Source organism: Pseudoalteromonas piratica (assembly GCF_000788395.1).
GTDB classification, from domain to species: domain Bacteria; phylum Pseudomonadota; class Gammaproteobacteria; order Enterobacterales; family Alteromonadaceae; genus Pseudoalteromonas; species Pseudoalteromonas piratica.
This window is the reverse complement of sequence record NZ_CP009888.1, coordinates 395957-420940: the sequence shown is the minus strand read 5'-3', so window position 1 is coordinate 420940 and position 24984 is coordinate 395957. Positions and strand designations below refer to the sequence as shown.

Annotated in this window: 21 protein-coding genes and 1 riboswitch; of the genes, 12 read left to right on the top strand and 9 right to left on the bottom strand. The window is 41.3% G+C overall.

Annotated features, from left to right (window positions below):
* Positions 1 to 50 precede the first annotated feature (50 nt).
* Entirely contained in the window at positions 51 to 1457 is a 1407-nt protein-coding gene (gene glnA / locus OM33_RS01790; protein WP_038637964.1) for a glutamate--ammonia ligase, read from the bottom strand.
* A 462-nt stretch (positions 1458 to 1919) separates the two neighbouring features.
* Here glnA and typA point away from each other — a divergent pair, with 462 nt between their 5' ends.
* The gene (gene typA / locus OM33_RS01780) at positions 1920 to 3746 is read left to right on the top strand and encodes a translational GTPase TypA (protein WP_038637958.1); all 1827 of its coding nucleotides are present in this window, start codon (positions 1920 to 1922) and stop codon (positions 3744 to 3746) included.
* A gap of 78 nt (positions 3747 to 3824) precedes the next feature.
* Here the strand turns inward: typA and OM33_RS01775 are convergent, their stop codons facing one another.
* The 5 genes from OM33_RS01775 to dapA form a co-directional block, all read right to left on the bottom strand.
* Entirely contained in the window at positions 3825 to 4829 is a 1005-nt protein-coding gene (locus OM33_RS01775; protein WP_038637955.1) for a phospholipase A, read from the bottom strand.
* 107 nt (positions 4830 to 4936) lie between these two features.
* Entirely contained in the window at positions 4937 to 6049 is a 1113-nt protein-coding gene (locus OM33_RS01770) for a succinylglutamate desuccinylase/aspartoacylase family protein (RefSeq protein WP_038637952.1), read from the bottom strand.
* Positions 6050 to 6051: 2 nt separating this feature from the next.
* Entirely contained in the window at positions 6052 to 7257 is a 1206-nt protein-coding gene (locus OM33_RS01765) for a PLP-dependent decarboxylase (protein ID WP_038637949.1), read from the bottom strand.
* A complete protein-coding gene (locus OM33_RS01760) occupies positions 7257 to 7997 on the bottom strand; it encodes a 2,3,4,5-tetrahydropyridine-2,6-dicarboxylate N-succinyltransferase (RefSeq protein WP_038637946.1) in 741 nt (246 codons plus the stop codon). The genes OM33_RS01765 and OM33_RS01760 overlap by 1 nt, the downstream gene beginning before the upstream one ends.
* Before the next feature lie 12 nt (positions 7998 to 8009).
* The gene (gene dapA / locus OM33_RS01755) at positions 8010 to 8891 is read right to left on the bottom strand and encodes a 4-hydroxy-tetrahydrodipicolinate synthase (protein WP_038637944.1); all 882 of its coding nucleotides are present in this window, start codon (positions 8889 to 8891) and stop codon (positions 8010 to 8012) included.
* Between the two features lie 123 nt (positions 8892 to 9014).
* A riboswitch (Lysine riboswitch) is annotated at positions 9015 to 9209 on the bottom strand.
* A gap of 174 nt (positions 9210 to 9383) precedes the next feature.
* Here dapA and OM33_RS01750 point away from each other — a divergent pair.
* Positions 9384 to 10319 carry a Solitary outer membrane autotransporter beta-barrel domain gene (locus tag OM33_RS01750; protein ID WP_038637941.1) on the top strand — a complete coding sequence of 312 codons (936 nt, stop codon included), beginning with the start codon at positions 9384 to 9386 and terminating at the stop codon, positions 10317 to 10319.
* A gap of 36 nt (positions 10320 to 10355) precedes the next feature.
* Positions 10356 to 11405: an energy transducer TonB gene (locus OM33_RS01745; protein WP_038637939.1), complete on the top strand. Its 1050-nt coding sequence runs from the start codon at positions 10356 to 10358 to the stop codon at positions 11403 to 11405.
* A gap of 46 nt (positions 11406 to 11451) precedes the next feature.
* On the opposite strand, the gene OM33_RS01740 is transcribed toward OM33_RS01745, so the two are convergent.
* Both OM33_RS01740 and OM33_RS01735 read right to left on the bottom strand, forming a co-directional pair.
* Positions 11452 to 12072, bottom strand: a complete 621-nt coding sequence (locus OM33_RS01740; protein WP_038637935.1) for a DUF4097 family beta strand repeat-containing protein — start codon at positions 12070 to 12072, stop codon at positions 11452 to 11454.
* A 92-nt stretch (positions 12073 to 12164) separates the two neighbouring features.
* On the bottom strand, positions 12165 to 13061 hold the full coding sequence (locus OM33_RS01735) for a TraB/GumN family protein (protein WP_052140859.1): 897 nt from the start codon (positions 13059 to 13061) through the stop codon (positions 12165 to 12167).
* 531 nt (positions 13062 to 13592) lie between these two features.
* Between OM33_RS01735 and ilvG the strand changes: the two genes are divergently transcribed.
* From ilvG to OM33_RS01695, 8 genes are all read left to right on the top strand, one after another.
* Positions 13593 to 15242 carry an acetolactate synthase 2 catalytic subunit gene (gene ilvG / locus OM33_RS01730; RefSeq protein ID WP_038637931.1) on the top strand — a complete coding sequence of 550 codons (1650 nt, stop codon included), beginning with the start codon at positions 13593 to 13595 and terminating at the stop codon, positions 15240 to 15242.
* Positions 15239 to 15487 carry an acetolactate synthase 2 small subunit gene (gene ilvM, locus OM33_RS01725; protein ID WP_038637928.1) on the top strand — a complete coding sequence of 83 codons (249 nt, stop codon included), beginning with the start codon at positions 15239 to 15241 and terminating at the stop codon, positions 15485 to 15487. The genes ilvG and ilvM overlap by 4 nt, the downstream gene beginning before the upstream one ends.
* A gap of 25 nt (positions 15488 to 15512) precedes the next feature.
* Positions 15513 to 16427 carry a branched-chain amino acid transaminase gene (locus tag OM33_RS01720; RefSeq protein ID WP_038637925.1) on the top strand — a complete coding sequence of 305 codons (915 nt, stop codon included), beginning with the start codon at positions 15513 to 15515 and terminating at the stop codon, positions 16425 to 16427.
* Positions 16428 to 16489: 62 nt separating this feature from the next.
* Positions 16490 to 18346, top strand: coding sequence for a dihydroxy-acid dehydratase (gene ilvD, locus OM33_RS01715; RefSeq protein ID WP_038637922.1), 1857 nt, complete (start codon positions 16490 to 16492; stop codon positions 18344 to 18346).
* Complete coding sequence (gene ilvA, locus OM33_RS01710; protein ID WP_038637919.1) at positions 18346 to 19893, top strand: threonine ammonia-lyase, biosynthetic; 1548 nt, start codon at positions 18346 to 18348, stop codon at positions 19891 to 19893. Before ilvD ends, ilvA begins: the two co-directional genes overlap by 1 nt.
* Before the next feature lie 105 nt (positions 19894 to 19998).
* Positions 19999 to 21174, top strand: coding sequence for a methyltransferase (locus OM33_RS01705; protein WP_038637916.1), 1176 nt, complete (start codon positions 19999 to 20001; stop codon positions 21172 to 21174).
* A 23-nt stretch (positions 21175 to 21197) separates the two neighbouring features.
* Entirely contained in the window at positions 21198 to 21848 is a 651-nt protein-coding gene (can, locus tag OM33_RS01700; protein ID WP_038637912.1) for a carbonate dehydratase, read from the top strand.
* Positions 21799 to 22572: a substrate-binding periplasmic protein gene (locus OM33_RS01695; protein ID WP_052140858.1), complete on the top strand. Its 774-nt coding sequence runs from the start codon at positions 21799 to 21801 to the stop codon at positions 22570 to 22572. The genes can and OM33_RS01695 overlap by 50 nt, the downstream gene beginning before the upstream one ends.
* An 8-nt stretch (positions 22573 to 22580) precedes the next feature.
* On the opposite strand, the gene ubiK is transcribed toward OM33_RS01695, so the two are convergent.
* The gene (gene ubiK / locus OM33_RS01690; protein WP_038637909.1) at positions 22581 to 22841 is read right to left on the bottom strand and encodes a ubiquinone biosynthesis accessory factor UbiK; all 261 of its coding nucleotides are present in this window, start codon (positions 22839 to 22841) and stop codon (positions 22581 to 22583) included.
* Between the two features lie 129 nt (positions 22842 to 22970).
* On the opposite strand from ubiK, the gene rep reads away from it, so the two are divergent.
* On the top strand, positions 22971 to 24983 hold the full coding sequence (gene rep, locus OM33_RS01685) for a DNA helicase Rep (RefSeq protein WP_038637906.1): 2013 nt from the start codon (positions 22971 to 22973) through the stop codon (positions 24981 to 24983).
* Position 24984: the final 1 nt, after the last annotated feature.

Genomic DNA, 24984 nt, shown 5'->3' with positions numbered 1-24984 from the left:
CTTAGGAACACACATTGAAACAATAAATTGAATCTGGAGGCGTGTAATAATTACACGCTGTAGTACATTTCAAACTCAACAGGGTGAGTTGTACTGTTTAATTTTTCTACTTCTTGACTCTTAAGGTTGATGTACGCATCAATTAAGTCATCAGTGAATACGCCACCTTGAATTAAGAATTCACGGTCTGCATCTAGTGCAGCAAGTGCTTCGTCAAGTGAACCCGCAACAGTTGGGATTTCAGCCGCTTCTTCAGCTGGTAGATCGTATAGATCTTTATCCATTGCTTCACCTGGGTGGATCTTGTTCTTAATACCGTCAAGGCCAGCCATAAGCATTGCTGAGAACGCTAAGTATGGGTTAGCTGTTGGGTCTGGGAAGCGAACTTCAATACGGCGCGCTTTTGCAGAAGGTACAACAGGAATACGGATTGATGCAGAGCGGTTACGTGCAGAGTATGCAAGCATAACTGGCGCTTCAAAACCTGGTACTAGACGCTTGTAAGAGTTTGTTGACGCATTTGCAAACGCATTGATTGCGCGAGCGTGCTTGATAATACCACCGATGTAGTAAAGTGCTTCTTCAGATAGACCACCGTACTTATCGCCTGCGAAGATGTTTTGACCATCTTTAGCAAGTGATTGGTGACAGTGCATACCTGAACCATTATCACCTACAACTGGCTTCGGCATGAATGTCGCTGTTTTACCGTAAAGGTGAGCCATGTTGTGGATAACGTATTTCATTTCTTGAATTTCATCTGCTTTAAGTACCATTGTATTAAAGCGAGTTGCGATCTCGTTCTGGCCAGCTGTAGCTACTTCATGGTGATGTGCTTCAACTACTTGACCCATCTCCTCTAGAACAAGACATGTTGCTGAACGCCAATCTTGTGATGAATCAACAGGAGCAACCGGGAAATAACCGCCTTTCACGCCAGGACGGTGACCTGAGTTACCGCCTTCGTAATCTTTATCTGAATTCCAACACGCTTCTTCAGCATCGATTTTGTACATAGAACCAGACATGTCAGTTTTAAACTTAACATCGTCGAATAGGAAAAATTCTGGTTCAGGGCCGAAAAGAACAGTGTCAGCGATACCTGTAGAACGCATGTATTCTTCAGCGCGCTTAGCAACAGAACGTGGGTCACGCTCATAACCTTGAAGTGTTGAAGGCTCAACTACATCACAACGTACGATTAAAGTTGTTTCTTCTGCAAAAGGGTCAAGTTTAGCTGAGTCTGCATCAGGCATTAATACCATGTCAGATTCGTTGATACCTTTCCAACCAGCAATTGAAGAACCGTCAAACATTTTACCATCTTCAAAGAAATCTTCGTCAGCTTGGTGATGAGGAATTGAAACGTGCTGCTCTTTACCTTTTGTATCAGTGAAACGAAGGTCAACAAACTTAACGTCGTTTTCCTTAATAAATTGTAAAACCGTGTGTGACATATAGTCCTCCAACCGTGTGTTGTGTTTTAATTTTGAAATCGCTCTCTATAAAGCGGGTTTTGTGCCAGTTTTATAAGTTATTGAAATTTCTTGTTTATCATGTTTCCTTTCTTGTTTTGCACCAATTTGATGCACCAAAAAGATCCCTGGTTGCACCTGTGTGGTGCGAGTAAAAGTGTAGTAAATACGTTTTGAAGCTCAAGGCTAAAATAGTTTTTTTAAAATAAACCAGCAATGTGACAAAAATATCGCAAAAATCAGCTATTTTTATTCTGTCTAAACTTTCATCTGTCACAGTAATAAGGGATAATACGCCACTTTTTGCAAGCACAGACCCTTTTTAGCATCATCATTAGGATGACATAAAAAGTGTTTAGCTTAGATTTTTAGCGGGCTTTGATAGGTATTGTGCTTATCAGATAATCCGTAGCTTTTATCCAGAGCACTAACTTGAGTAAAAATATGAGTATCGAAAAATTACGTAATATTGCGATTATCGCGCACGTTGACCACGGTAAAACAACACTAGTTGATAAGCTACTTGAACAATCAGGTACATTAGAAACACGTGGCGGTAATGAAGAACGTGTAATGGATTCAAATGATATCGAGAAAGAGCGCGGTATTACAATCCTAGCTAAAAACACTGCAATTGAATGGAATGACTACCACATTAACATCGTAGACACTCCGGGACACGCCGACTTTGGTGGTGAAGTAGAACGTGTTCTTTCAATGGTAGATTCAGTATTACTACTTGTTGATGCGCAAGAAGGTCCGATGCCACAAACGCGCTTCGTTACGCAAAAAGCATTCGCATTAGGTCTTAAGCCGATTGTTGTTATCAACAAAATCGACAAGCCAGGCGCGCGCCCTGATTGGGTAATGGACCAAGTATTCGACTTATTCGATAACCTAGGTGCTACTGATGAACAGCTTGATTTCCAAGTTATCTATGCATCAGCAATCAATGGTTGGGCAACGATGGATCTTGATGAGCCATCAGACAACATGCAACCTATGTTTGAAGCAATTGTTGATCAAGTAGCAAAGCCAGACGCGGATCCTGAAGGCGCATTCCAAATGCAAATTTCACAGCTTGACTACAACTCATATATCGGTGTTATCGGTGTAGGTCGTATCAAGCGTGGTACGGTTAAAGTTAACCAGCAGGTAACGATTGTTGGTGCGGATGGTTCTAAGCGTAATGGTAAAGTAGGTCAGGTACTTACTTATTTAGGCCTTGATCGTCACGAAGCTGAACAAGCGCAAGCTGGCGACATCATCGCAATTACAGGTTTGGGTGAGCTTAAAATCTCTGACACAGTATGTGATGTAAACCAAGTTGAAGCACTTCCAGCACTTTCTGTTGATGAACCAACAGTAACTATGACATTCTCTGTAAATACTTCACCTTTCTCAGGTCAAGAAGGTAAGTTCGTTACTTCACGTAACATTCTTGAGCGTTTACAAGCTGAACTAGTTCACAACGTTGCACTACGTGTTGAAGAAACAGATAACCCAGATAGCTTCCGCGTATCAGGTCGTGGTGAGCTTCACTTAGGTATCTTAATCGAGAACATGCGTCGTGAAGGTTACGAGCTTGCAGTATCTCGTCCAGAAGTAATCCTTCGCGAAGTAGATGGTCAATTAGAAGAACCATACGAAACAGTAACAGTTGACGTTGAAGAAGAGCACCAAGGTTCAATCATGGAACAACTTGGTCTGCGTAAAGCTGAAATGACTGATATGGCACCAGATGGTAAAGGCCGTATCCGTATGGACTTTATGATGCCTTCACGTGGTCTAATCGGTTTCCAAACTGACTTTATGACACTGACGTCTGGTTCAGGTTTAATGTACCACACGTTCGATCATTATGGTCCTCACAAAGGCGGTAACATTGGTCAGCGTAAGAACGGTGTACTTATTGCTAACGCAACAGGTAAAGCGCTTACTAACGCACTATTCAACCTACAAGACCGCGGTAAACTATTCATTGGTCACGGTGTAGAAGTATACGAAGGTATGATCATCGGTATTCACGCGCGTGATAACGACCTTACAGTTAATGCGCTTAAAGGTAAGCAGCTTACTAACGTTCGTGCATCAGGTACTGATGAAGCACAAAACCTTGTGCCACCAATCATTATGTCTCTTGAGCAAGCGCTTGAGTTTATCGATGATGATGAACTAGTAGAAGTAACGCCTGAAAGCATTCGTATTCGTAAGAAACTTCTTACTGAAAGCGAGCGTAAGCGTGCTAGCCGCGAAGCGAAAAAAGCCTAATAGCGATTTCGTTTTGTAATAAAAAAACCAGCTTAGGCTGGTTTTTTTATATTTGAAATTTAACGAAATAGTTAGGAGTTATAAAAAGTCGGTTAATAAAATACCTACACCAAAGCGTTCAATATGCTGGTTGTAATCAATTAAGCTTTCGCCATAACCATTATAATATTGCGCATAGCCACGTAACCGTCCCCACGCTGGGAATGACCAATCAAGCTGCACAGCACCTTTGTTATCTGACTTTAAGTTGTTGCGTAACATGACAGTAAATTCATGCTCTTCATAGCGATAAATCGTAGCAAACTCAAAATGTCCCATATATTCATGGATATCAGGGTTATCATCACCGGTAGGGTCGTCTTCATCAAGCTTTTCTTCCTCAGGCACGCGGTACCAAGGTCTGAAACTAAAAACAAACCCGTTTTGCTCCCAAAACAGATTTGCATAAATACGATTCCATGAGCGTGAAAGTGGGATATTACGACCATTGGATTGGTGTTCAAAGCCAATTGCTACACCCATTTCATCGCCCCATAAGCGATTTTCATCATCGAGTAAGTTCAACCAGAAAATCTCAGGTTGATAATTTGTTTCACGAAACGGCGATGAAATTTCATTATTGTAGAGTTGCCAATAGGACTGCAATGTAAAACCAAAATAAAATGCTTGATCTAAATCTGATTTACTTTGGTACAAGGGTACTTTGAGTGACAGTTGAAATTTAGCTTCCAAATCATCTAGTGGCGCACCCTTTAAATTAGGATCACTCGCCGCAGGTGTAAACTTCGGTCTATCCATATACGTGATGGGTAAAATGTAATTCCGTTTATGTGGTGTAATTACATTTGGGTTATTAGTCGTAACCTTTTCTCTAATAACGCGCTTATCAATAGCTGACATATCGTCCATGTCGGTTATTTTCAGGCATTTCTTTTTCACTTCGGCAAGTGTTTGCGAGTCATCACCAGCTGCCAGTTCATTTAAAATACATTGTTTGGCGAGTTCTTTTTCAGAAGGGGTTTCGTTTGCAAGTGCAAATGAGCTGGTCAGTGCGAGTAGTAAACCAGGAACTAAAAGGCGCATTATTTTTTCCCTAAATAGAGTGGACCTTTATTATAACCAAAATTGTGACATAAAAAAGGCGGCATAAATGCCGCCTTGTGCCCCAAAGGGGACTTCTCACGCAACTGTTACAATTCAAAATAATTTGTGAAAAATTTATATAGCTCAGTGCCTTGATTTACACTTGCTGAAGCGAAATGCAAGATGGTTATGGCATCTTTATCAAGGGTGATGTTATTTAGTGGTTGCTCTGATAAATAGCGCTCCATGCGTAAAATTTTGGCAATGGTATCGCCTGTCTTTATATGACTGCCTAACTCTGCGGTGTATTCAACCATGCCACCCATAGGAGCGTAGAACGCTAGATAATCATTTAAGTAACATGCATAGCGCGTAATTGGTTGTGGCTTAAACTGTGAGTTAAGCAACGCTTCTTTATAGGTTAAATAGCTTAAGATGCTATTTGCATCGTTTTCAGCTTCGCTAAGATCAATTTTTTCTTGTGAACCAAGCTCAACGGTAAAGGCTTCAACCAACACAGGGATATCTCGTCCAGCAGCTTGATACGTTTCACTTAATTGCCACCATGGGCAAAAATTGGCTTCGTCCATCGCACCATCAAATTCATTTGGAATTAATAAAACATGTTCAATATCGAAATAGCGCGCGCTGTTTTTAGCATAAGTTGGGCAATATAAATGCTTAGCTGAAATTGGTCCGGTATGTAAATCGAGCACTATATCAGCTTGGTGTGCTAATTTTTGTAAGTTAAGTGCAATACGTTTTCCTGTATTTAGCGCATAACTCGGGCCATCTAAAATAGCACTCGTAGTATCGATTAAGCGTTGTTGAAATTCACGTTTAATGGTTTCAATATCGGCGTCGATAAACTCAGCTACAAAGTCATTTACAAGATGTGAGTGATCTTGATACATACGGTTCCAGTTGGTACCGGTAATAGGATCAAAACGACCCAGAGTAAATTCTCCTGATTTTTGGTTGCAACCAATGGGGTTAGCATAAGGAACTAGCGTAACGCTTGAAGCTAAAGTAGCGTGTTTAAGTTTTTCTAGTAGTTGATAAATTACGGCATTGCCTTGCACTTCTGCGCCATGCATATTCGCTTGAATATACACATTTGGTCCTGAGCCGTTTCCTTCAAGACGATAAACAGGAATTGTCAGTGGTAAGCCATTAGCAATCTCACCCACTTGAATATTTTCTTGTGTTATTTGGTTCATGGCTACCTCAGGTAATAATCGGCAGTTTCTGGCTGTCTTACACAGCTTATTTGGCCTTGTTTAAAGGTGTATTCGGCTGGCAGTTCGTGGCACAGAAAATACGGCATACTTTCAGTAAAACCATATGCTCCGCACTGAGCAAAGATCAGCCAGTCCGTTTCATTTATATCTGACGCTAACGAAAATTCACCAAGGCTATCCAGTGCTGTACAAAGTGGCCCATGTACTAAAAATGATTTAGTCGCTTCACTTGATTGGCGAAGTAATTCGGCTGGAAATGCTTGATTAGTTACCGCAGGGCGTAAAATATGATTTATGCCGCCAGCGACAATGAGTTGATTAGCGCCATAATTTTGTTTTTGCTCAATAACTGGATTTGCGTAAAAGCCAATTTCGCCTACGGCGTAACGGCCGAGCTCCATCCACAGCTCTTCACAGCCAACAGACTGTTTGATGTTATCGAGCGCATCTAATAATTGCGGCCATACTAAGTGTTGATCATTTGCTGTGTAAGGAATACCTAAACCACCGCCTAAATCTAAAATGCGTAGTTTAAATCCAAGCTGTGCACTTAAATTTTGTAGTGGTGCAATCATGGCTCGCCATAGTTCAGCAAGCTTGTCACTGCTGAGCATATTGCCCCACTGGAAAATATGTAATCCAGCAAAGTCGAGCGCTGGAAAGTCCGTAATATTTAATGTAGCCCAATCCTCAATGCCGAGACCAAAAGGGGTGAGGCTATCACCGCCAAGTGGGTTTTTCTCACTGTCTGGCCAGCGCAGTTGCACCCGCAATAAGATTTGCAGTGTTATGTTATGTTCGCTAGCTGCTTGGTTTAGCCAAGCCACTTGATTATGACTTTCAGCAACAAAGGTGCGAACACCTTTGCTGAGAAAGTGTTGGATCTGCTTTTTCGATTTAGCAGGTCCAGTGTTGAGCACACGTTTTGCGTCTATGCCTTGACCTAATACCTGATTTAGCTCGCCACTGCTTGCTACATCAAAGTCAAAACCGCATTTATCTAACGTTTTAATAATCTCTGAAAGCGGATTGGCTTTAACGGCATACCAGAGCTTCACCACATTTTGAGATGTTAACGTGGTTAAATGCGCTTCTAGTTTATCGAGATCATAAACATAAAAGGGGGTATCGTTTTGCTGGCATAGCTCTGCCAGCACTTGACGCTGTTGTGTGCTCAAGAAGCTCATTAACGTAAAGCCTCTTCAAGTTCTAGTGACGCATCGCTTTGCTCATCACGATATTTAACAATGAGCGCACAAGACATGCTTAAACCTTGCTCACGACCCCACTGATTAGATGCTGGACGAGAACCCGGAATAACAATCGCGTTTTCTGGAATTGGCTCGCCTTTTTCTAAAACGCGCTCATTTACACAGTCATAAACAGGGATTGTTGCTGACAAGCGAACACCCGGTGCAAGTACAGCCCCTTTCTTAACCACTACGCCTTCAACAATGACACAGCCTGCACCAATAAAGGCATCGTCTTCAATGACTACTGGGCTTGCGCCAACTGGCTCTAATACACCGCCTATTTGCACAGCGGCACTTAAATGTACATTTTTACCAATTTGTGCACATGAACCAACCAGTGCATGGCTGTCAACCATAGTGCCGGAATCGATGTAAGCGCCAATGTTTACATATGCTGGTGGCATAATAACGGTACCGCTTGCAACATAAGCGCCAGGGCGAACGCTAGTACCGCCAGGCACCATACGTACACCTTCTTCAGCAGAAAAACCGCGTACTGCTAGGTTATCTTTATCAACAAATCCACCTGGAAACTCAGTGTTAGTACCATTTTTAAAAACGTCTAAAATGCCTTTTTTAACTTCAATATTTGCGTGCCAGTTACCATTTTCATCTTGGTTTGCTGCACGTACAGAGCCATTTTCTAGGTTTTTTAATAGTTCTTGCCAGTTCATAGTACTTCTCTCTTAATTCCAGGATAATATTTTTTGATTCGCAGCGAGAATTGCCGCAGGTGATTCCAGCTCATGATGCGTAAGCGGTGGACGTAAATTAGGGGTATTAAGTTTGCCTTGTTGATGCATTAGCACTTTTACAGGCACAGGATTAGCCACTTCAAATAAGCTATTTACAGCCTCGCTCCAGGTAGTGAATAAGTTTGGTGTACCAGAAAGCGATCTGCGAACAAACTCTGCGGTTTGTTTAGGCCAGGCGTTTGCTGCAACAGAAACTAATCCCTTGGCGCCTGCTTGGGCAAAGTAAGGCATTAAGGCATCATCGCCACTGTAAATTGCAACATTTGGATTGCTGGTTCTAAAGACTTCGAACTTGCTAATATCACCACTGGCTTCTTTAAGCGCCCATAGGTTTTTGTGGTGGCCTAGTGCTGATAACAGTTCCGGAGCAAGTGCAACGGCACTGCGACCTGGCACGTTATACAGCATGCAAGGTAATTCTGTGGCATTGAGTAATGTATCAAACCATTGGATTTGACCTTTTAAACCGGGCTTTGCGTAAAGTGGTGAGCCCAGCAAAAGCGCATCGATTGGTTGTTGATTACAAAACTCAAGCCAAGCGAGTTGTTCTGGCAGGTTTATACCGCCAACAGCAACCATTAAAGGGACATTGGGTGATAACTCACAAACAAAACGGACGATCGTTTGTTGTTCTGTAGTGGTTAAGGCTAAGCCTTCACCGGTACTTCCAAGCAATAAAATACCGTTATTGGCATCTTGTTGCTCGCTAACCAGTTGAGCAAGATTTTCAAAATCAATCTCACCATTATCGTTAAATGGTGTGACTAATGCAGTCCATAAGGGGTACTGCGCTAAATTAAATTGTGATTTCATCTCTAGCGAACTTAATACGTGTTCGGAGATAGGCTAAGGGAAAGGCTCAGTCCACTTCGAACAACTAAAAATTCGAAGAGCAATGGACTTAAAAATAGATAAGGCAGATGGCCTTATTTTTCTAAGACCAGAAGCTCTCCACCAAACATATTTACTTATAATAAGTAATTGGTGACAGTCGCTGGGATTCAGCCCAGACGCCCGAGAGTTAGAGTTAGCAAAAACAATACTCTCTCGGCGTTAATTCCCCTCGTTCAGAGTCTTAGGAGTTTGCTCTCCTCAACTGAACTACCTGAATAACGCACCTCTTCCAGCCCTTGAGTAAACAGCTTTAGGAAAAGCTGTTTACTATAAATAGGGTGATTGAGCGGCAATTGAAACATTTTGGACGTCTAAATGTCAATAAAATTTATTTTAGGGCGATGCATTCAGTTGGGTTTTAGTGATATAACTAGCGGCGAGCATGAATTACTATAATAAAAATTATTTGTTGTGAAAAAATTAGGGCTATTATTTTTCTTTCTATTTAGCACGCCATTATTTGCTACTGTCAAAAAAGCTTATGAAGAGTCGTTTGCATCCTCTGTTGTAATCAGTGACTCTGACGTTGTACGTTTTGGGTTTGGCAATTTTGACCCGGTTAATATTTTAGAGCCTTTGTCAGGCGGCAATGATGAAAGCTTAGATTTACGCAGGCAATTACAAGTTTTTGCATTACCTTATACGTTTCAACTTGATGAAGAATCTCGCATTAATACTCATGTCTCATACATCTCACAATCACAAGAAGTCCTGTTTGATAATCTGATTATTCCTGATGACAGCAACGATAAAATTTTTACTGCTTATGCTGATTATGAAACATCTCTCTACCGATACGATAATTGGCTTTTAGAGGGGAATATAGGGGCACACATCATGCACTATGACAATGTTCATGATTATAACAGCGCTGAAAGTCGTGCATTAAAGTCAGGTGTTGAAGGAATTTACTTTAATACAACGGCAAACTCGCTTTTGGCTGATTTTGGTCTAACCCTAAGTCGCAAAAAGAAAAGCCGTTGGGGACATTGGTTAGCAAAGTCGAGCTATAACCATTTTTTTGGCAAGGGGTTTGGTGGTGATGAAACAACCCGTGATGCAACACCTTCGGGTTGGTATTTTGCAAATAGCATCCGTGCAACAATTAAGCTCGACCAGAAACTAAAACATACCGAATCGATCTATTTGAAGTTTCAACGTGTTGATTTAGGGGGGGATGCAAGAAGTGCGTTTAGTACAGGACATTACTACGAATATGGTGGTGGGTTATTAATCGATACTCGCCCATGGACCTCATGGTTTGATAATATTGGTATTGGCTTGCATTACAACGAAGGCAGTGTACTCAGTGGCGGCAGCATTGTAATTTACTTTAATGAAGAGTAACCTGTTGAAAATTATTACTTAAAAAGGATTTAAAGTATGATCCCTTTTTCATTTTTAGTGCTTTCTGCAAGTGCCTTAAGCACAGCAGAAAACAACACTGTCATTAATAAAACAGACCAGCTTCACTTAAATACCATTGTAAATGCCGAGGCAATCAAACGGATACCGCCCAAATATCCTGTAAGTGCAGCACGTGATGGTAAAGAAGGGTGGGTACAATTAAGTTTTGTGGTAGAACCGGATGGAACAACCTCGAATGTGATTGTGGACAACTCATCAAATCCAATTTTTGAATCGTATGCGCGCAGATCCATTGAAAAATGGCAATATTCACCAGCAACAATGGATGGTAAGGCGATTCAGCAATGTCGAAACCAAGTGCAATTAGATTTTAGATTGAGCGAGACTCCTAAAGGTGCATCAAGGAAGTTTGTAAAGCAGTACAAATTGGCAAACCGTTATTTAGAAGAAAATAATATTGCCGAAGCGCAAAAAATAATGGCGAAAATAGAAGAGAAAGGGCGCTGGAATGCATACGAAGATATGTATTATGCGATTCTTAATTCGTTAATTGCGGAACAAACAAAGGACACTGAAACTGAGCTTAATGCTATTAAAAGCGTTCTGAGACATCGTGAATTACAAAAAGAAACGCAATACAGTGCTTTTGCTGCGCGTGCGTTTAGTTTAGCTATTGAACGTCAGCTTTATGGTGATGCAAAATCGATATTTGAGAATTTGAAAACGCATTATTCTGACAACCCGAATGTAGCGAAATTAACACCTTACTACGATCAAATAACCGCTTATTTAGCCAGTGAAAAGCCATTGGTGATTAACGCTGCAATAGGCAATCGCGACTTTTGGCGTTACCAGTTAGAACGCAGTGGCTTTGTAATTGATAATGTTGAAGGTAATTTAACTAACCTTGAAGTACGTTGTGATAATCATCATTCGCAATTTTTAGTTGAAGCAGGTAATAAATGGCAAATACCTGAGTCTTGGGGAACTTGTTCTGTATATGTATTTGGTGATGCAGATGCAACATTTACGTTTGCAGATGTTCATGGCAAACAAGTAATTTAAACACGAAAAAAGGCGCTTAAAGCGCCTTTTTCTTTTGTTAGATGACTTATTTACGAACTTTAATATCGCCAACACCTACTTCGGCTTCAATGCTGTATTCACCGTTACCAGAGTAACTTGTTTCTGAGCTAACGATGTTACGCGAGCTTTCTAAATCGCCACTAAAACCCTTAATACTTGTATCACCTACCCCAGTCGATAAATCGATACGCTTGAAGTCATCAAGTACAGTATCGATACGAATTGAGCCAACACCTACATCGGCATCGACTGAGTTTTCAAGTTTTTGAATTTCTATACTGCCAACACCTACTTCAATATCAATGGCTGCAGACTTTGGTACCTTAATAACCCACTCTTGATTAAGATTATCTTCGTCAATTTCGAGAGAAATACGGTTATCACGAACACGTTTATTTAATTCAATATTTGATACATCGCGGTTCTTTGAGAACCAACCTTCGTCTTTGCCTTCGATTTCAATTTCGATACTTAGCTCATTACCATCAACAGTGATGATCTCAATACTGCCAACTGGAAAATCAATTTCTAAATTTTGCCCTTGGTTCATTGTTAGTGTTTCGGTAATGCGTTTTTCATCAGCTGCATAAAGGTTGGTTGAAATGCTTGCTGCGATTAAGGTCATTGCTAACGCTAATTTTTTCATAGTTTGTATTCCTTTTGATGACTGCGCTTTAATCAGTTTTATCTGTTAGTTATTGATTAAGTCGCAATCATCATTGAAAAAGGTTTAAAAGATTATTTATTTTTTTTCGAAAGTTTATAACCTTCTTTCTCAAGCAGCTTTAATAAACCTTCAGGGCCATGTAAATGAAGTGCACCAACTGCGATAAAATGCGGCTGTTTAGTAAGTTTTGATTTTAATTGCTTCACCCAATTTTTATTACGGTTTGTTAGTAATACCTTTTCAGTTAAGGCACTGTAACTGTCACCGTTAAATGTCTCTTGATAGTAACTTTCAAGTTCAGCGTCATCGCCACGCTTCCAACTGCCAATCAGACGATTAAAGTATTTATCCATGTCAGACAGCTCCTTTAAACCGTCTTCAATCATTTTGTTATTGTATTTGCTAAAGCCTTTAAACATGCCCATTTGTTGCTCTAAGGTTTCCAGTTGCATGATTGGGATCTGTAGACGTTGAGCAACATTCATTACTTGTTTATCAATACCAAAAGTGTCCTGATAACCAGCTTTTTGATACTCCATCAAGGTAATTTGTAACATCACAGCAAAGGGTTGCATTGGTTGAAATAGCTCCATTGTTAGACCTTGCTGAGTCATATAGCGACTTAATGCTTTGTAATTTTTAGCTGATATTTCTGATTGCAAGGTTTTACCAGGTGGTAACAGCATATAACTCATCATAACTTGTTGTTGCTCAAGCGGGTTTACTTTTGATAAATCCACTTCAACGACTAGTTTCTCTGTTTTTCCAATCGCTTTTTTTACGTAGTTTGGTAAACCAGCCATCTGTTGATCACCGAGATGAACAGTGCCAAGCAAGTAAGATGTCACTCCGTTTTTTTCAATTTGCCAGAGGGATGGTGAAATTTTGCTATTAGCTAATACAGGTTGAGTAGCGCTAAACAGAATAATTGGTAATAACAGAATTTTGAGTAATAAGAAAAATCGCATTGCGGATCCTTGCGGTGAACTTAAATTTTTAATAAGCAGTGTACTTGATAGCACAATATTAGTCTTTGCTTATTTTTTAACAAAAAAGTTATAAGCATTGCAAAATTAAAGTGATATTCAAATAAATGTCAGTCTTGGCATACATAATCTTGAAAATTGTATAAAATGGATTTTTTATCTAACTTGTGTTGTTTTTTATGTTTATTTTGATTTTTGTTGGTTTTTATTGATTTAAACTTGCATATATTTCTTCGTTGACTTTTAAGGCTATAAACGATACTAATAAAAAAGAAGCCAAGCACGAGGTTGTTTGGCATTTTTGTAAAAGAATTTTTGGTTGCTTAAACACATGTTTAAAACAGTAAACGTACTAGTCCTAATTATTAACGTGGTGATTATTATTACCGCGGGGGCTTCGTAGTGCTGTAGCAAAAGTTAAGCATTGAGAGAGCCCCCGAACTGAAAAGTCCGGGGGCTTTTTTTTGGCACAAAGAAAATGAGCAATTAGCAAAAAATCACAGGGTAGAGAAAATGACAGGTGCAGAGTTAACAATCGATTTATTGGCCAAACATGGCGTGAAAGAGGTATTTGGTTACCCTGGTGGTGCCATTATGCCAATTTACGATGCTTTGTATGGCTCGCCTGTTAAACACTATCTTACCCGTCATGAGCAAGGTGCGGGGTTCGCTGCAGTAGGCTATGCCAGAAGTACTGGTAAACTTGGGGTTTGTTTTGCAACATCCGGCCCAGGTGCAACAAACCTTATCACCGCACTTGCTGATGCCATGATGGATTCCGTACCGTTACTTGCAATCACAGGTCAGGTGCCTACCGCAGCAATTGGATCTGATGCGTTCCAAGAAGTGGATGTATTGGGGATGTCGCTAAGCTGTACTAAACACAGTTATATGGTAGAGCGTGCCGAAGATTTAGCAGAGATACTTCAAGAAGCAATGCACTTGGCGCAATCTGGCCGTCCAGGGCCGGTTCTTGTTGATATTCCAAAAGATATTCAAATGGGCGCGGTGACTTATCAACCATGGTTAGCTGCTGACGATTACAAACCTGAATTTAAACAGTCAGAACTTGCCAAAGCCAATGAATTATTAAGTGATGCAAAACAACCACTCGCTTACATTGGTGGTGGCGTACAAATGGCTGATGCGCAAGATGAGCTGATGCAATTTTTAAAATCGACCAATATGCCAGCTGTAAGCACATTGAAAGCGCTTGGTTCCGTGACGCCTGATTATCCATATGATTTAGGCATGCTAGGAATGCACGGCGGTCAAGCTGCCAACCTAGCTGTGCAAGAGTGTGATTTGTTAGTGTGCATTGGTGCCCGCTTTGACGACCGTGTTACAGGTAACCTTGCTAAATTTGCCAGCAAGGCTAAGGTTATCCATTTAGATGTGGATGCCGCTGAGGTGGGTAAACGTAAACCGGTTGATGCTTCACTGGTTGCTGATTTAAAAGATTCATTACCGCATTTAGCAACACATAAAACGCATGCTGAGTGGTTAGCGCATATCAGTAATATGCAGCAACAACATGCATGGCGCTATGATTACCCTGGTGAGAAAGTATATGCACCGTATTTACTAAATCGTTTAAGTCAGCTAATGCCAAGTAATGGCGTGGTGTGCTGTGATGTAGGCCAGCACCAAATGTGGGTGGCGCAACACATGAAGTTTTCACACCCGAGTAATCACCTAAGCAGCGGTGGTGCGGGCACTATGGGATTTGGATTACCCGCGGCAATTGGTGCACAAATCGCTCGCCCTAACGATTTTGTATTAACGGTTTCTGGCGATGGTTCAATCATGATGAACATCCAAGAGTTAGCGACTATTCGCCGTAATAACTTACCGGTTAAGTTACTTATTTTAGATAACCAACGATTAGGCATGGTAAGGCAATGGCAGCAACTTTTCTTTGATGGTCGTTACAGTGAAACAAACCTGTCAGATAATCCTGACTTTGTTCAATTAGCAGCTGTTTTTGGTATTCCGGGCGAAACTATAACGCATGCGGATCAAGTTGATGCTGCAATAGACAAACTAGTGGCAAGTGAAGGGCCTTATATTCTTCACGCATGTATAGATGATAAAGAAAATGTTTGGCCATTAGTTCCGCCAGGCGCCGCAAACGATCAAATGCTAACTGAGGTGACAAAATGAAGCACAACTTATCAATCGAAGTGAAACAACAAAGCATTGCATTAGAACGATTTTTACGTGTAACACGTCACCGCGGATTTAATTTAACCTCAATGAATATTGAGAGTAATGAAGAAAAGTATATTGTAAATATGATGGTAGACAGTGACCGACCTATTTACTTATTAACACAACAATTAAAAAAGTTAGTTGAAGTGAACCAAGTTGAAATATTGGATACGCACACATTAGCAGCAACTAACTAATTATTATTTATAAAGGTTTAATAGAATGTCAGATTTAATTTGGTTCAATGGCAAAATGGTTCCACAAGAACAAGCAACTACCCATGTACTGAGTCATGCAATTCATTATGGTAGTTCAGTGTTTGAAGGTGTGCGTGCTTATGAAACGCCAAATGGTCCAGCTATTTTCCGTTTGCAAGATCATACAAAACGCTTGTTTGATTCAGCAAAAATTTACCGTATGCAAATTCCTTATACTGCGGATGAAATTAATGAAGCATGTAAAGTTGCTGTTCGTGAAAATGGCTTAAAAAACGCGTATTTACGTCCTTTTGCATTCTTAGGTAATGTAGGTTTAGGCGTTAATCCAAAGTCACACAAAGCGGATGTTGCAGTAGCTGCAATGGAGTGGGGTACGTACTTAGGCGATGGCGCTTTAGAAGCGGGTGTTGACGCGTGTATTTCATCATGGAATCGTTTAGCGCCCAATACTATGCCAACGACAGCAAAAGCAGGTGGTAACTATTTGTCTTCACAGCTTATTTCAGGTGAAGCAAAGCGCAATGGTTATGTTGAAGGTATTGCGTTAGATGTAAATGGTTACCTGAGTGAAGGCGCGGGTGAAAATTTATTTGTTATTAAAAATGGGGTGTTATTTACACCACCGACTACAGCTGCAATCTTGCCTGGACTGACTCGCGATACCATGATGTATCTAGCGCGTAAAGCGGGCTTTGAAGTACGTGAGGAACCTATTTCTCGCGAGGCGCTTTACCTTGCTGATGAGTTCTTTATGACAGGCACTGCTGCTGAAGTAACGCCAGTGCGTAGCGTAGACCAAATTGAAATTGGTACAGGTAAGCGCGGTGAAATCACCGAGCAATTACAGCAAGCGTATTTTGATTTAGTAAAAGGCCAATCAGCTGATGAAAATGGCTGGTTAACACTAATCAACGAATAATACGAATACGACATATATATTGGGAATGAGGAGTAGGGCACAGCCCTAAAAAGAGGTAAACCATGGCTAAATTAAGAAGTGCAACAACAACTGAAGGTCGTAAACGTGCTGGTGCTCGTGCACTGTGGCGTGCAACAGGGATGACTGACAAAGACTTTGGTAAACCCATTGTAGCTGTGGTGAACTCGTATACCCAGTTTGTACCGGGTCACGTTCATTTAAATCAACTCAGCGAAATGATGGCTGAAACCATTCGTGACGCTGGCGGTGTACCGCGCGAATTCAATACCATTGCGATTGATGACGGTATTGCAATGGGCCATGGCGGCATGCTTTATTCATTGCCTTCACGCGACCTAATTGCAGACTCTGTTGAATATATGGTGAATGCACATTGTGCTGATGCCATGGTATGTATTTCAAACTGCGACAAAATCACGCCAGGAATGCTGTTAGCTGCACTTCGCTTAAATATTCCGGTGATCTTTGTATCTGGCGGTCCAATGGAAGCCGGTAAAACACGTCTTGCTGAAATTGATATCAAGCTGGATTTAGTTGATGCCATGGTCAAAGGTGCTGATCCGTCGGTAAGTGATGAAGATTCAGATAAAGTTGAGCGTAGTGCTTGCCCAACTTGTGGTTCGTGTTCAGGTATGTTTACCGCTAACTCAATGAACTGCTTATTAGAAGCGCTTGGTTTAGCATTGCCAGGTAACGGTACAACATTAGCAACACATAAAGACCGAAAACAACTTTATGTCGAAGCCGGTCGCCGCATTGTGGATTTATGCCGCAGTTATTATCGTGATGAAGATGATTCAGTATTACCGCGCAACATCGCTGATCGCAGCGCGTTTATGAATGCTATGACTTTAGATATTGCAATGGGCGGTTCATCAAATACTGTGTTACACATTATTGGCGCAGCACAAGAGGCGGGCGTTGATTTTGATATGACTCATATTGATCAGCTGTCACGCCAAACACCTTTCTTATGTAAAGTAGCGCCAGCAACACCTGAATATCATATTGAAGATGTACACCGTGCAGGTGGTATCATGGGTATTCTTAATGAGCTTGGTAAAGCAGGCAAATTAGAACTCAATGCAGGCCATGTGGCTGGTGGCACTTTAGGCGAACTAATTGAAAAGTGGGATGCCACTAACCCTGACAATAGCGCCGCGCAAAAATTCTATAAAGCGGGCCCTGCCGGTATTCGTACCACCAAGGCGATGAGCCAAGAAACGCGTTGGCCTGAACTCGACCTAGACCGTGAAAATGGCTGTATTCGCAGCGTCGAACATGCGTTTAGTCAAGATGGTGGTTTAGCGGTACTTTACGGCAACCTTGCGCCAGACGGTTGTATTGTTAAAACTGCAGGTGTTGCTGATGGCATGTTGGTTTTTAAAGGGACTGCGAAAGTATTCGAATCTCAAGATGACGCAGTGGATGGCATCTTAGGCGGCCAAATTGAAAAAGGGGATGTGGTTATCATCCGCTACGAAGGACCAAAGGGTGGCCCTGGTATGCAAGAAATGTTGTATCCAACAAGTTACCTAAAGTCGATGGGCTTAGATAAAGACTGTGCCCTATTAACGGATGGTCGCTTTTCTGGTGGTACATCGGGTTTATCAATTGGTCACGCTTCGCCAGAAGCCGCTAGCCAAGGTGCAATCGCGTTGGTTGAAAACGGCGATGAAATCGTCATTGATATCACCAAACGTAGCATTGATATGGTGTTAAGTGATGAAGAACTCGCTGCACGCCATGAAAAGCAATTAGCTCGCGGTAAAGATGCTTATAAACCTGTAGATCGCGTTCGCAGTGTAACGCCTGCATTAAAAGCTTATGCATTACTCGCAACCAGTGCTGATAAAGGTGCGGTACGTGACCTTAAAAAGTTAGAGGAGCTCAGTTAATGGTCTCCCAAGAGCTCGATTATTTTCGCGCTATTATCCAGGCCAATATGGAGCCCTTGGCAAAAGTAACAGAGGTTAGCCCTGTTACCAGCCTTGAACAGAAACTTGGCAATCATATTTGGCTAAAGCGTGAAGATCAGCAGCCGGTATATTCGTTTAAATTACGCGGTGCGTATAACAAATTGAAGCAGTTACCAAAAGGCGCTCAAGTAGTTACCGCATCGGCGGGTAATCATGCACAAGGTGTGGCGCTTAGTGCCAGTCACCTTGGTCATACAGCACGTATTGTAATGCCAGTGACTACACCGGAAATCAAAGTAAATGCGGTGCGCAATTTAGGTGGTGAAGTGATTTTACATGGCCATCACTTTGATGCAGCGAATAGCTATGCATTAGAAATTGCTGAAAAAGAAGGTGCGGTGTTTGTGCCTCCTTTTGATGATAAAGATGTGATCATCGGGCAAGGTACTATTGCACGCGAACTAATGCAGCAGTTGCCATTACTCGATGCGGTATTTATTCCGGTTGGAGGCGGTGGCTTATTGGCAGGCATGTCAATTTACTTAAAATCACTGCGCCCAGATATAAAAGTGATCGGTGTTGAAGCAGAAGATAGTGCCTGTTTAAAAGCTGCAATGGAAGCAGGTGAACCGGTTGAACTTGAGCGCGTAGGCAGTTTTGCTGATGGTGTTGCGGTTAAAATTATTGGTAAAGAGACCTTTCGCTTAGCACAAAAATACTGTGATGATGTTATTACTGTTTCGAGTGATGAAATTTGCGCCGCGATGCAGGACATTTTTGTCTCAACCCGCGCTGTTGCTGAACCATCTGGTGGTTTGTCATTGGCAGGGTTGAAAAAATGGGTGTCACAAACGGGCGCTAAAGGTAAAAACCTCGCAGCTATATTATCAGGTGCAAACCTTAACTTCGACAGATTGCGTTATGTCGCTGAGCGCACTGCGCTAGGTGAGCATAATGAAGCACTTTTAGCGGTGACTATCAAAGAAGAAAAAGGTAGCTTTAAGAGTTTCTGCAAGGCATTAAACGGCCGTTCAATTACAGAGTTTAACTATCGTTACACAGGCCCTGGTGATGCTGAAATCTTTGTCGGTGTGGGTTTACGTAATGGTGAAACAGAACTTGCGAGTTTAAAGCAGGAGTTAAGTGATAAAGGTTATAGCTTTGTTGATATGACCAATAACGAGTTGGCAAAACTGCATGTGCGTTATATGGTTGGCGGTAAACCGGGTGAGCAGCTATCAGAGCGTTTATTCCGTTTTGAGTTTCCTGAATACCCCGGAGCGCTCGAGCGCTTTCTTGATACTTTGGGTGCAAACTGGAATATCAGCTTATTCCACTATCGTAATCATGGTGCTGCAACCGGTAATGTTCTTGCTGCATTTGAAGTGCCTGAGCAAGATAACGCTGCCTTTAGTGAGCATTTACAGCGCTTAGCTTACGCTTATCAAGAGGAAACCAATAATCCGTGTTACCAGCAGTTTTTGTCGAGTAAGGCACATAACCTTGCGCAAGTAGCAAATAGCTAACCAAATAAAGCTTATAAATGCCTCGATCATTGGGGCATTTTCTATTCTGAACATCACAGCAAGATTTGCTATCATAGCGCTATTCAAATTTAGCCTGTGTTGAAAATGTCTCACACCGCACTTTTTACCGCAATCGATACACTATTAACTAAAACACAAGCCTATTGGCAATGTGTGGCATTTGCCTCGCGCGAAATACCTTGGCCGCATTTAACTGAAACCCTGCTGGCGTTATCTGATGACAATGTTGAAAAGCTTGAAAGCAATCAAGTTGAGTTACAGCGGTACTTGGCTAACCTTATTTCTGAGCTAGATAATGTTGAACGCTTGTTGCAACTGCCAAGGGCAAATAAGCAAACAGTTCAGTTTCCGTTTTGGCTTACCAATGGCATTAAAGGCAGTAAAATTGCTCAGTTAGAAAGCTTTGTGATGCAAACAGCAGAGCAAGACTTACCGCTGCTGGAGTGGTGCGCAGGTAAAGGGCATTTAGGGCGGTTATATCACTTTGCCCACAAGGTGCCAGTACAGAGCGTAGAAATACAGCCTCAGCTGGTGGCTGAAGGGCAGCAGTTAGCAAAGCAATTTGACTTGGATATTAAACTTGCTGAATTAGATGTTTTATCCGAACGTGCGGCAGATTATCTACACAAAGAGCAACACGCAGTGGCACTTCATGCCTGTGGTGGGCTGCACCAAGCACTGATTAAACATGGTGTTGCCAAAGGCACTAAATTAATGAGTATTTCACCATGTTGTTATCACTTATTTCAGCAATCTGAACACTATGTTGCAATGAGTGAGATTGCCATGAAATCTCAGGTTGCTTTTACTGCCAGTGATTTAAAACTTGCCTTGCAAGAAACGGTTACGTCAGGCAAGCGTATTTCACGTTTGCGTGAAATCGAGACAGTATGGCGTTTAGCATTTGATTGTTTGCTTGATGATATCATCGAAAAGGACAGTTATTTACCCGTACCATCAGCTAAAAAAGCGCTATTTAGTGGTGAATTTAGTGATTTTTGTAGTTGGGCTGCTAAGCAAAAAAACATCTCTTTGCCAGAGCAAATAGATTACGAATATTACCTCGAACAGGGCCGATTACGACGTCAAATTACGCAGCGCATAGAATTAGTGCGCCATGGTTTTAGGCGTTTGATTGAGCTTTGGTTAGTACTCGATCGTGTTTTATATTTGGAGCAATTTGGCTACCGCGTTACACTCAGCGAGTTTTGTGAAAAACACATCACACCAAGAAATATATTAATTCAAGCAACTGTCTAACAACTATCAGGAACGCAATACTGATGAATAAACTCGCGCATCTTTTTGTTAAGAATCGCTCGTGGGCAAAAGAAACGACGGATAAAGATCCCGAGTTCTTTAAAATCCTGTCAATGCAGCAAAACCCAGAGTATTTATGGATTGGCTGTGCAGACTCGAGAGTCCCTGCTAATGAAATAGTGGGCTTATTGCCTGGTGAATTATTCGTTCACAGAAATGTAGCAAATATGGTGGTACACACTGATCATAACTGTCTCTCTGTACTACAATATGCAGTAGAGGTTCTTAAAGTAAAACATATAATGGTGGTAGGACACTATGGATGTGGTGGTGTAAAAGCTGCTCTGGATGGCGTTAGATTAGGGTTAATCGACAATTGGTTAAGGCATGTAGTTGATGCGCGCGACAAGTATGAGTTAGAGCTTAATAACACCAGTTGCGCCCAACAAAAATTTGATCGATTATGTGAAATCAACGTAATTGAACAAGTTAAAAATGTGTGCCAAACAAATATTGTAATGGATGCATGGGAGCGAAACCAAGAGCTAGAAGTCCATGGCTGGATTTATGGGTTGGCAGATGGCCATATTAGAGATTTAGAAACCAGCATTAGTGGGGCGAACAATGTGGCAAAAATTTATAACAGTGCCATTCAAGGTGTGTTTAGTCGTTAGTCTTTGCCTAACGTTTTTTAGCGTTAATTTACTGGCTGATACTGATAAAGAAGATGCATTATCCAGCACGCTTAGTCTGCGTTTTGCGGTACCTAACTTTCCCCCTTACATTTATTTGGATGAAAATAAAAAGCTTACTGGGCAGGGTATCGAGCGTGTAACAAAAGTGCTTGATAGTATGAAGCTCAACTACGAATTTGAGCTGGTGGCCAATTACGGCATTGCAATTACTGAACTACGCAGTGGAAATATAGACGGCTTCTTTTTAGCAACACAAAACCAATATCGCGATCGCATTGCTAAAATTAGTGATGCGGTTCTTATCAACAACTGGAGTTGGTTTTATAAAGATAAAAATCAAGTTGATTTAAGTGCCCCGCAATTCAAAACCCAGGCGAAAATAGGCACCTTGTTAAATACCAACACGCAAGTGTGGTTGCAAGACAATAATTACGCCATCACGACACTTAGCAATGATGTTGAAACCTTGGTCGAAATGTTGTTGGCAGATAGACTTGATGCTGTTTTTTTGTCAGAAAGTGTATTTCTACATGCACTTACCAACCACGCGAATGAAAATACTGAAATTGCGAGTAAAACTGAGGCTAGCAGAGACTTTTCTGTTTACTTCTCTAATGACTTTATTGCTGAACATCGCTGGTTTTTAGATGCCTTCAACAGTGAACTTGCAAAATTAAAAGCACAAGAAAAAGAAGCTTTATAGCTTCTTTTTTATTCTGCGTCTTTTTCGGCTAATTTTGCTTCCAGTGCAGCAACGCGTTGCTCTAAGATTGCTAGCTTCTCACGTGTTCTTAATAAAACTTGGCTCTGAACTTCAAAATCTTCACGACTGACAAAGTCCATTTCGCTTAATTTATTTTGAATTGCTTGCTTGGTTTTACCTTCAATTGTGTCTGCAAGGTTTTTTACACCTTGTGGCATATTTTCAGTAATTTGCTTGGCTATTTCTTCAAGTTTTGCTGGGTTAATCATAGTTAAAATCTATTATTAAAAACTATATCTAGTTTAACGCATCATGGCTTGGCAGCAAAGACAATCCTTGCGCCTTGCAATGCGGCATTTTAAAATCCATTTTTTGTTGTGTTAACACAAGCGAATTGAATGAAACTAAACCCGAAACAAGATGAAGCGGTTAAATACATTAGTGGCCCTTGCTTAGTGCTTGCTGGAGCAGGCTCAGGTAAAACCCGTGTAATTACAAATAAAATTGCTTATTTAGTGCAAAAATGCGAATACAAAGCGCGTAATATCGCCGCCGTTACCTTTACTAATAAAGCGGCTAAAGAAATGCGCGAACGTGTGGCACAAACATTGGGTAAGCAAGAAGCGAAAGGCTTATGGGTGTCAACGTTTCATACCTTGGGCTTAGAAATTATAAAAAAAGAGCTTAAGACGCTTGGTTTTAAACCAGGCTTTTCACTTTTTGATGATCAAGACACAAACCAGCTACTTGCTGAACTGACAGAGCCTGAATTAAAAGGTGATAAAGATTTGCTCAATTTGTTAAAAATGCAAATCTCCAATTGGAAGAACGATCTTATTGTACCTAAGCAAGCGATAGCTGAGGCTCGTGAGCAACAAAAAGTGTTATTTGCTCAGCTTTATGCTCGTTTTCAAAATCAATTACGCGCTTACAATGCACTCGATTTTGACGACTTAATAATGATCCCTACGTTACTGCTCGCTGCCAACCCAGATGTACGCGATCGTTGGCAAGATCGTTTTCGTTATTTATTAGTTGATGAATATCAAGATACCAACACTAGTCAGTATCAATTGGTTAAGTTATTAGTCGGCGAACGAGCACGATTCACTGTGGTAGGGGATGATGACCAAAGTATTTATTCTTGGCGCGGGGCAAAGCCGCAAAACCTCGTGTTATTGAGTAAAGATTTTCCCGGGTTACGTTTAATTAAGCTTGAACAAAACTATCGAAGTGCTGGCCGAATTCTTAAATCTGCCAATATTCTTATTGCTAATAATCCGCATGTATTCGATAAAAAGCTATTCAGTGAATTAGCATACGGCGAACAAATAAAGGTTATTGCTACAAAAGATGAAGAGCATGAAGCTGAACGCGTCGTTGCAGAGATTATTTCGCACAAATTTATGAAGCGTACTAGCTTTAAAGACTATGCTATTTTGTACCGAGGTAATCATCAAGCAAGAGTGTTTGAAAAAGCACTGATGGGCAGCCATATTCCTTACAAGATTAGCGGCGGAATGTCGTTTTTCTCACGTGCAGAAATTAAAGATATCATGGCTTATTTGAGGCTGCTGGTGAACCAAGATGACGATAATGCCTTTTTACGTATAGTAAATACACCGCGAAGAGAAATTGGTCCGGTTACGTTAGAGAAGTTAGGCTCACTGGCCAATGAAAAGCACATTAGTTTGTTTGCTGCGTGTTTTGAGCCCGAGCTCTCATCGCGCTTAACCGGGCGAGGTTATAACGCACTTATGGGGTTTGCCCGTTGGGTTGTTGAATTGTCAGATCGTGCAACTCGCGGCGATACCCTAGAAGCCGTAAAAGACATGGTACGAGAGATTAATTACGAAGACTATTTGTATGAATCGTCACCTAGTGCCAAAGCGGCTGAAATGCGTATGAAAAATGTGTCTGAACTATATCGCTGGATCACGGATATGTTGGTTGGCAGCAGTGAGAACCCACCGCTTACGTTACCTGAAGTAGTAATGAAATTGACTTTACGCGACATGCTTGAGCGCAACGAAGAAGAAGATGAGTCTGATGCAGTACAATTACTGACACTGCATGCTTCTAAAGGTCTCGAGTATCCATATGTCTTTATGGTGGGAATGGAAGAAGGTTTATTGCCACACCAAACGAGCATTGATGAAGATAATGTCGACGAAGAAAGGCGTTTGGCATATGTTGGTATTACACGTGCACAGCAAGAGTTGATTTTGACTTACGCCAAAGAGCGGAGAATGTTTGGCGAGACAATTAGTCCAGAATTGAGTCGATTTGTTGCCGAGATGCCACAGGACGACCTCGCTTACGAAATGCGAAAACAACCGCAAAACCAACAACAGCGTATGGAAAAAGGACAGGCGCGAGTTGCTAATCTACGAGCAATGCTAAAAAAGTAAG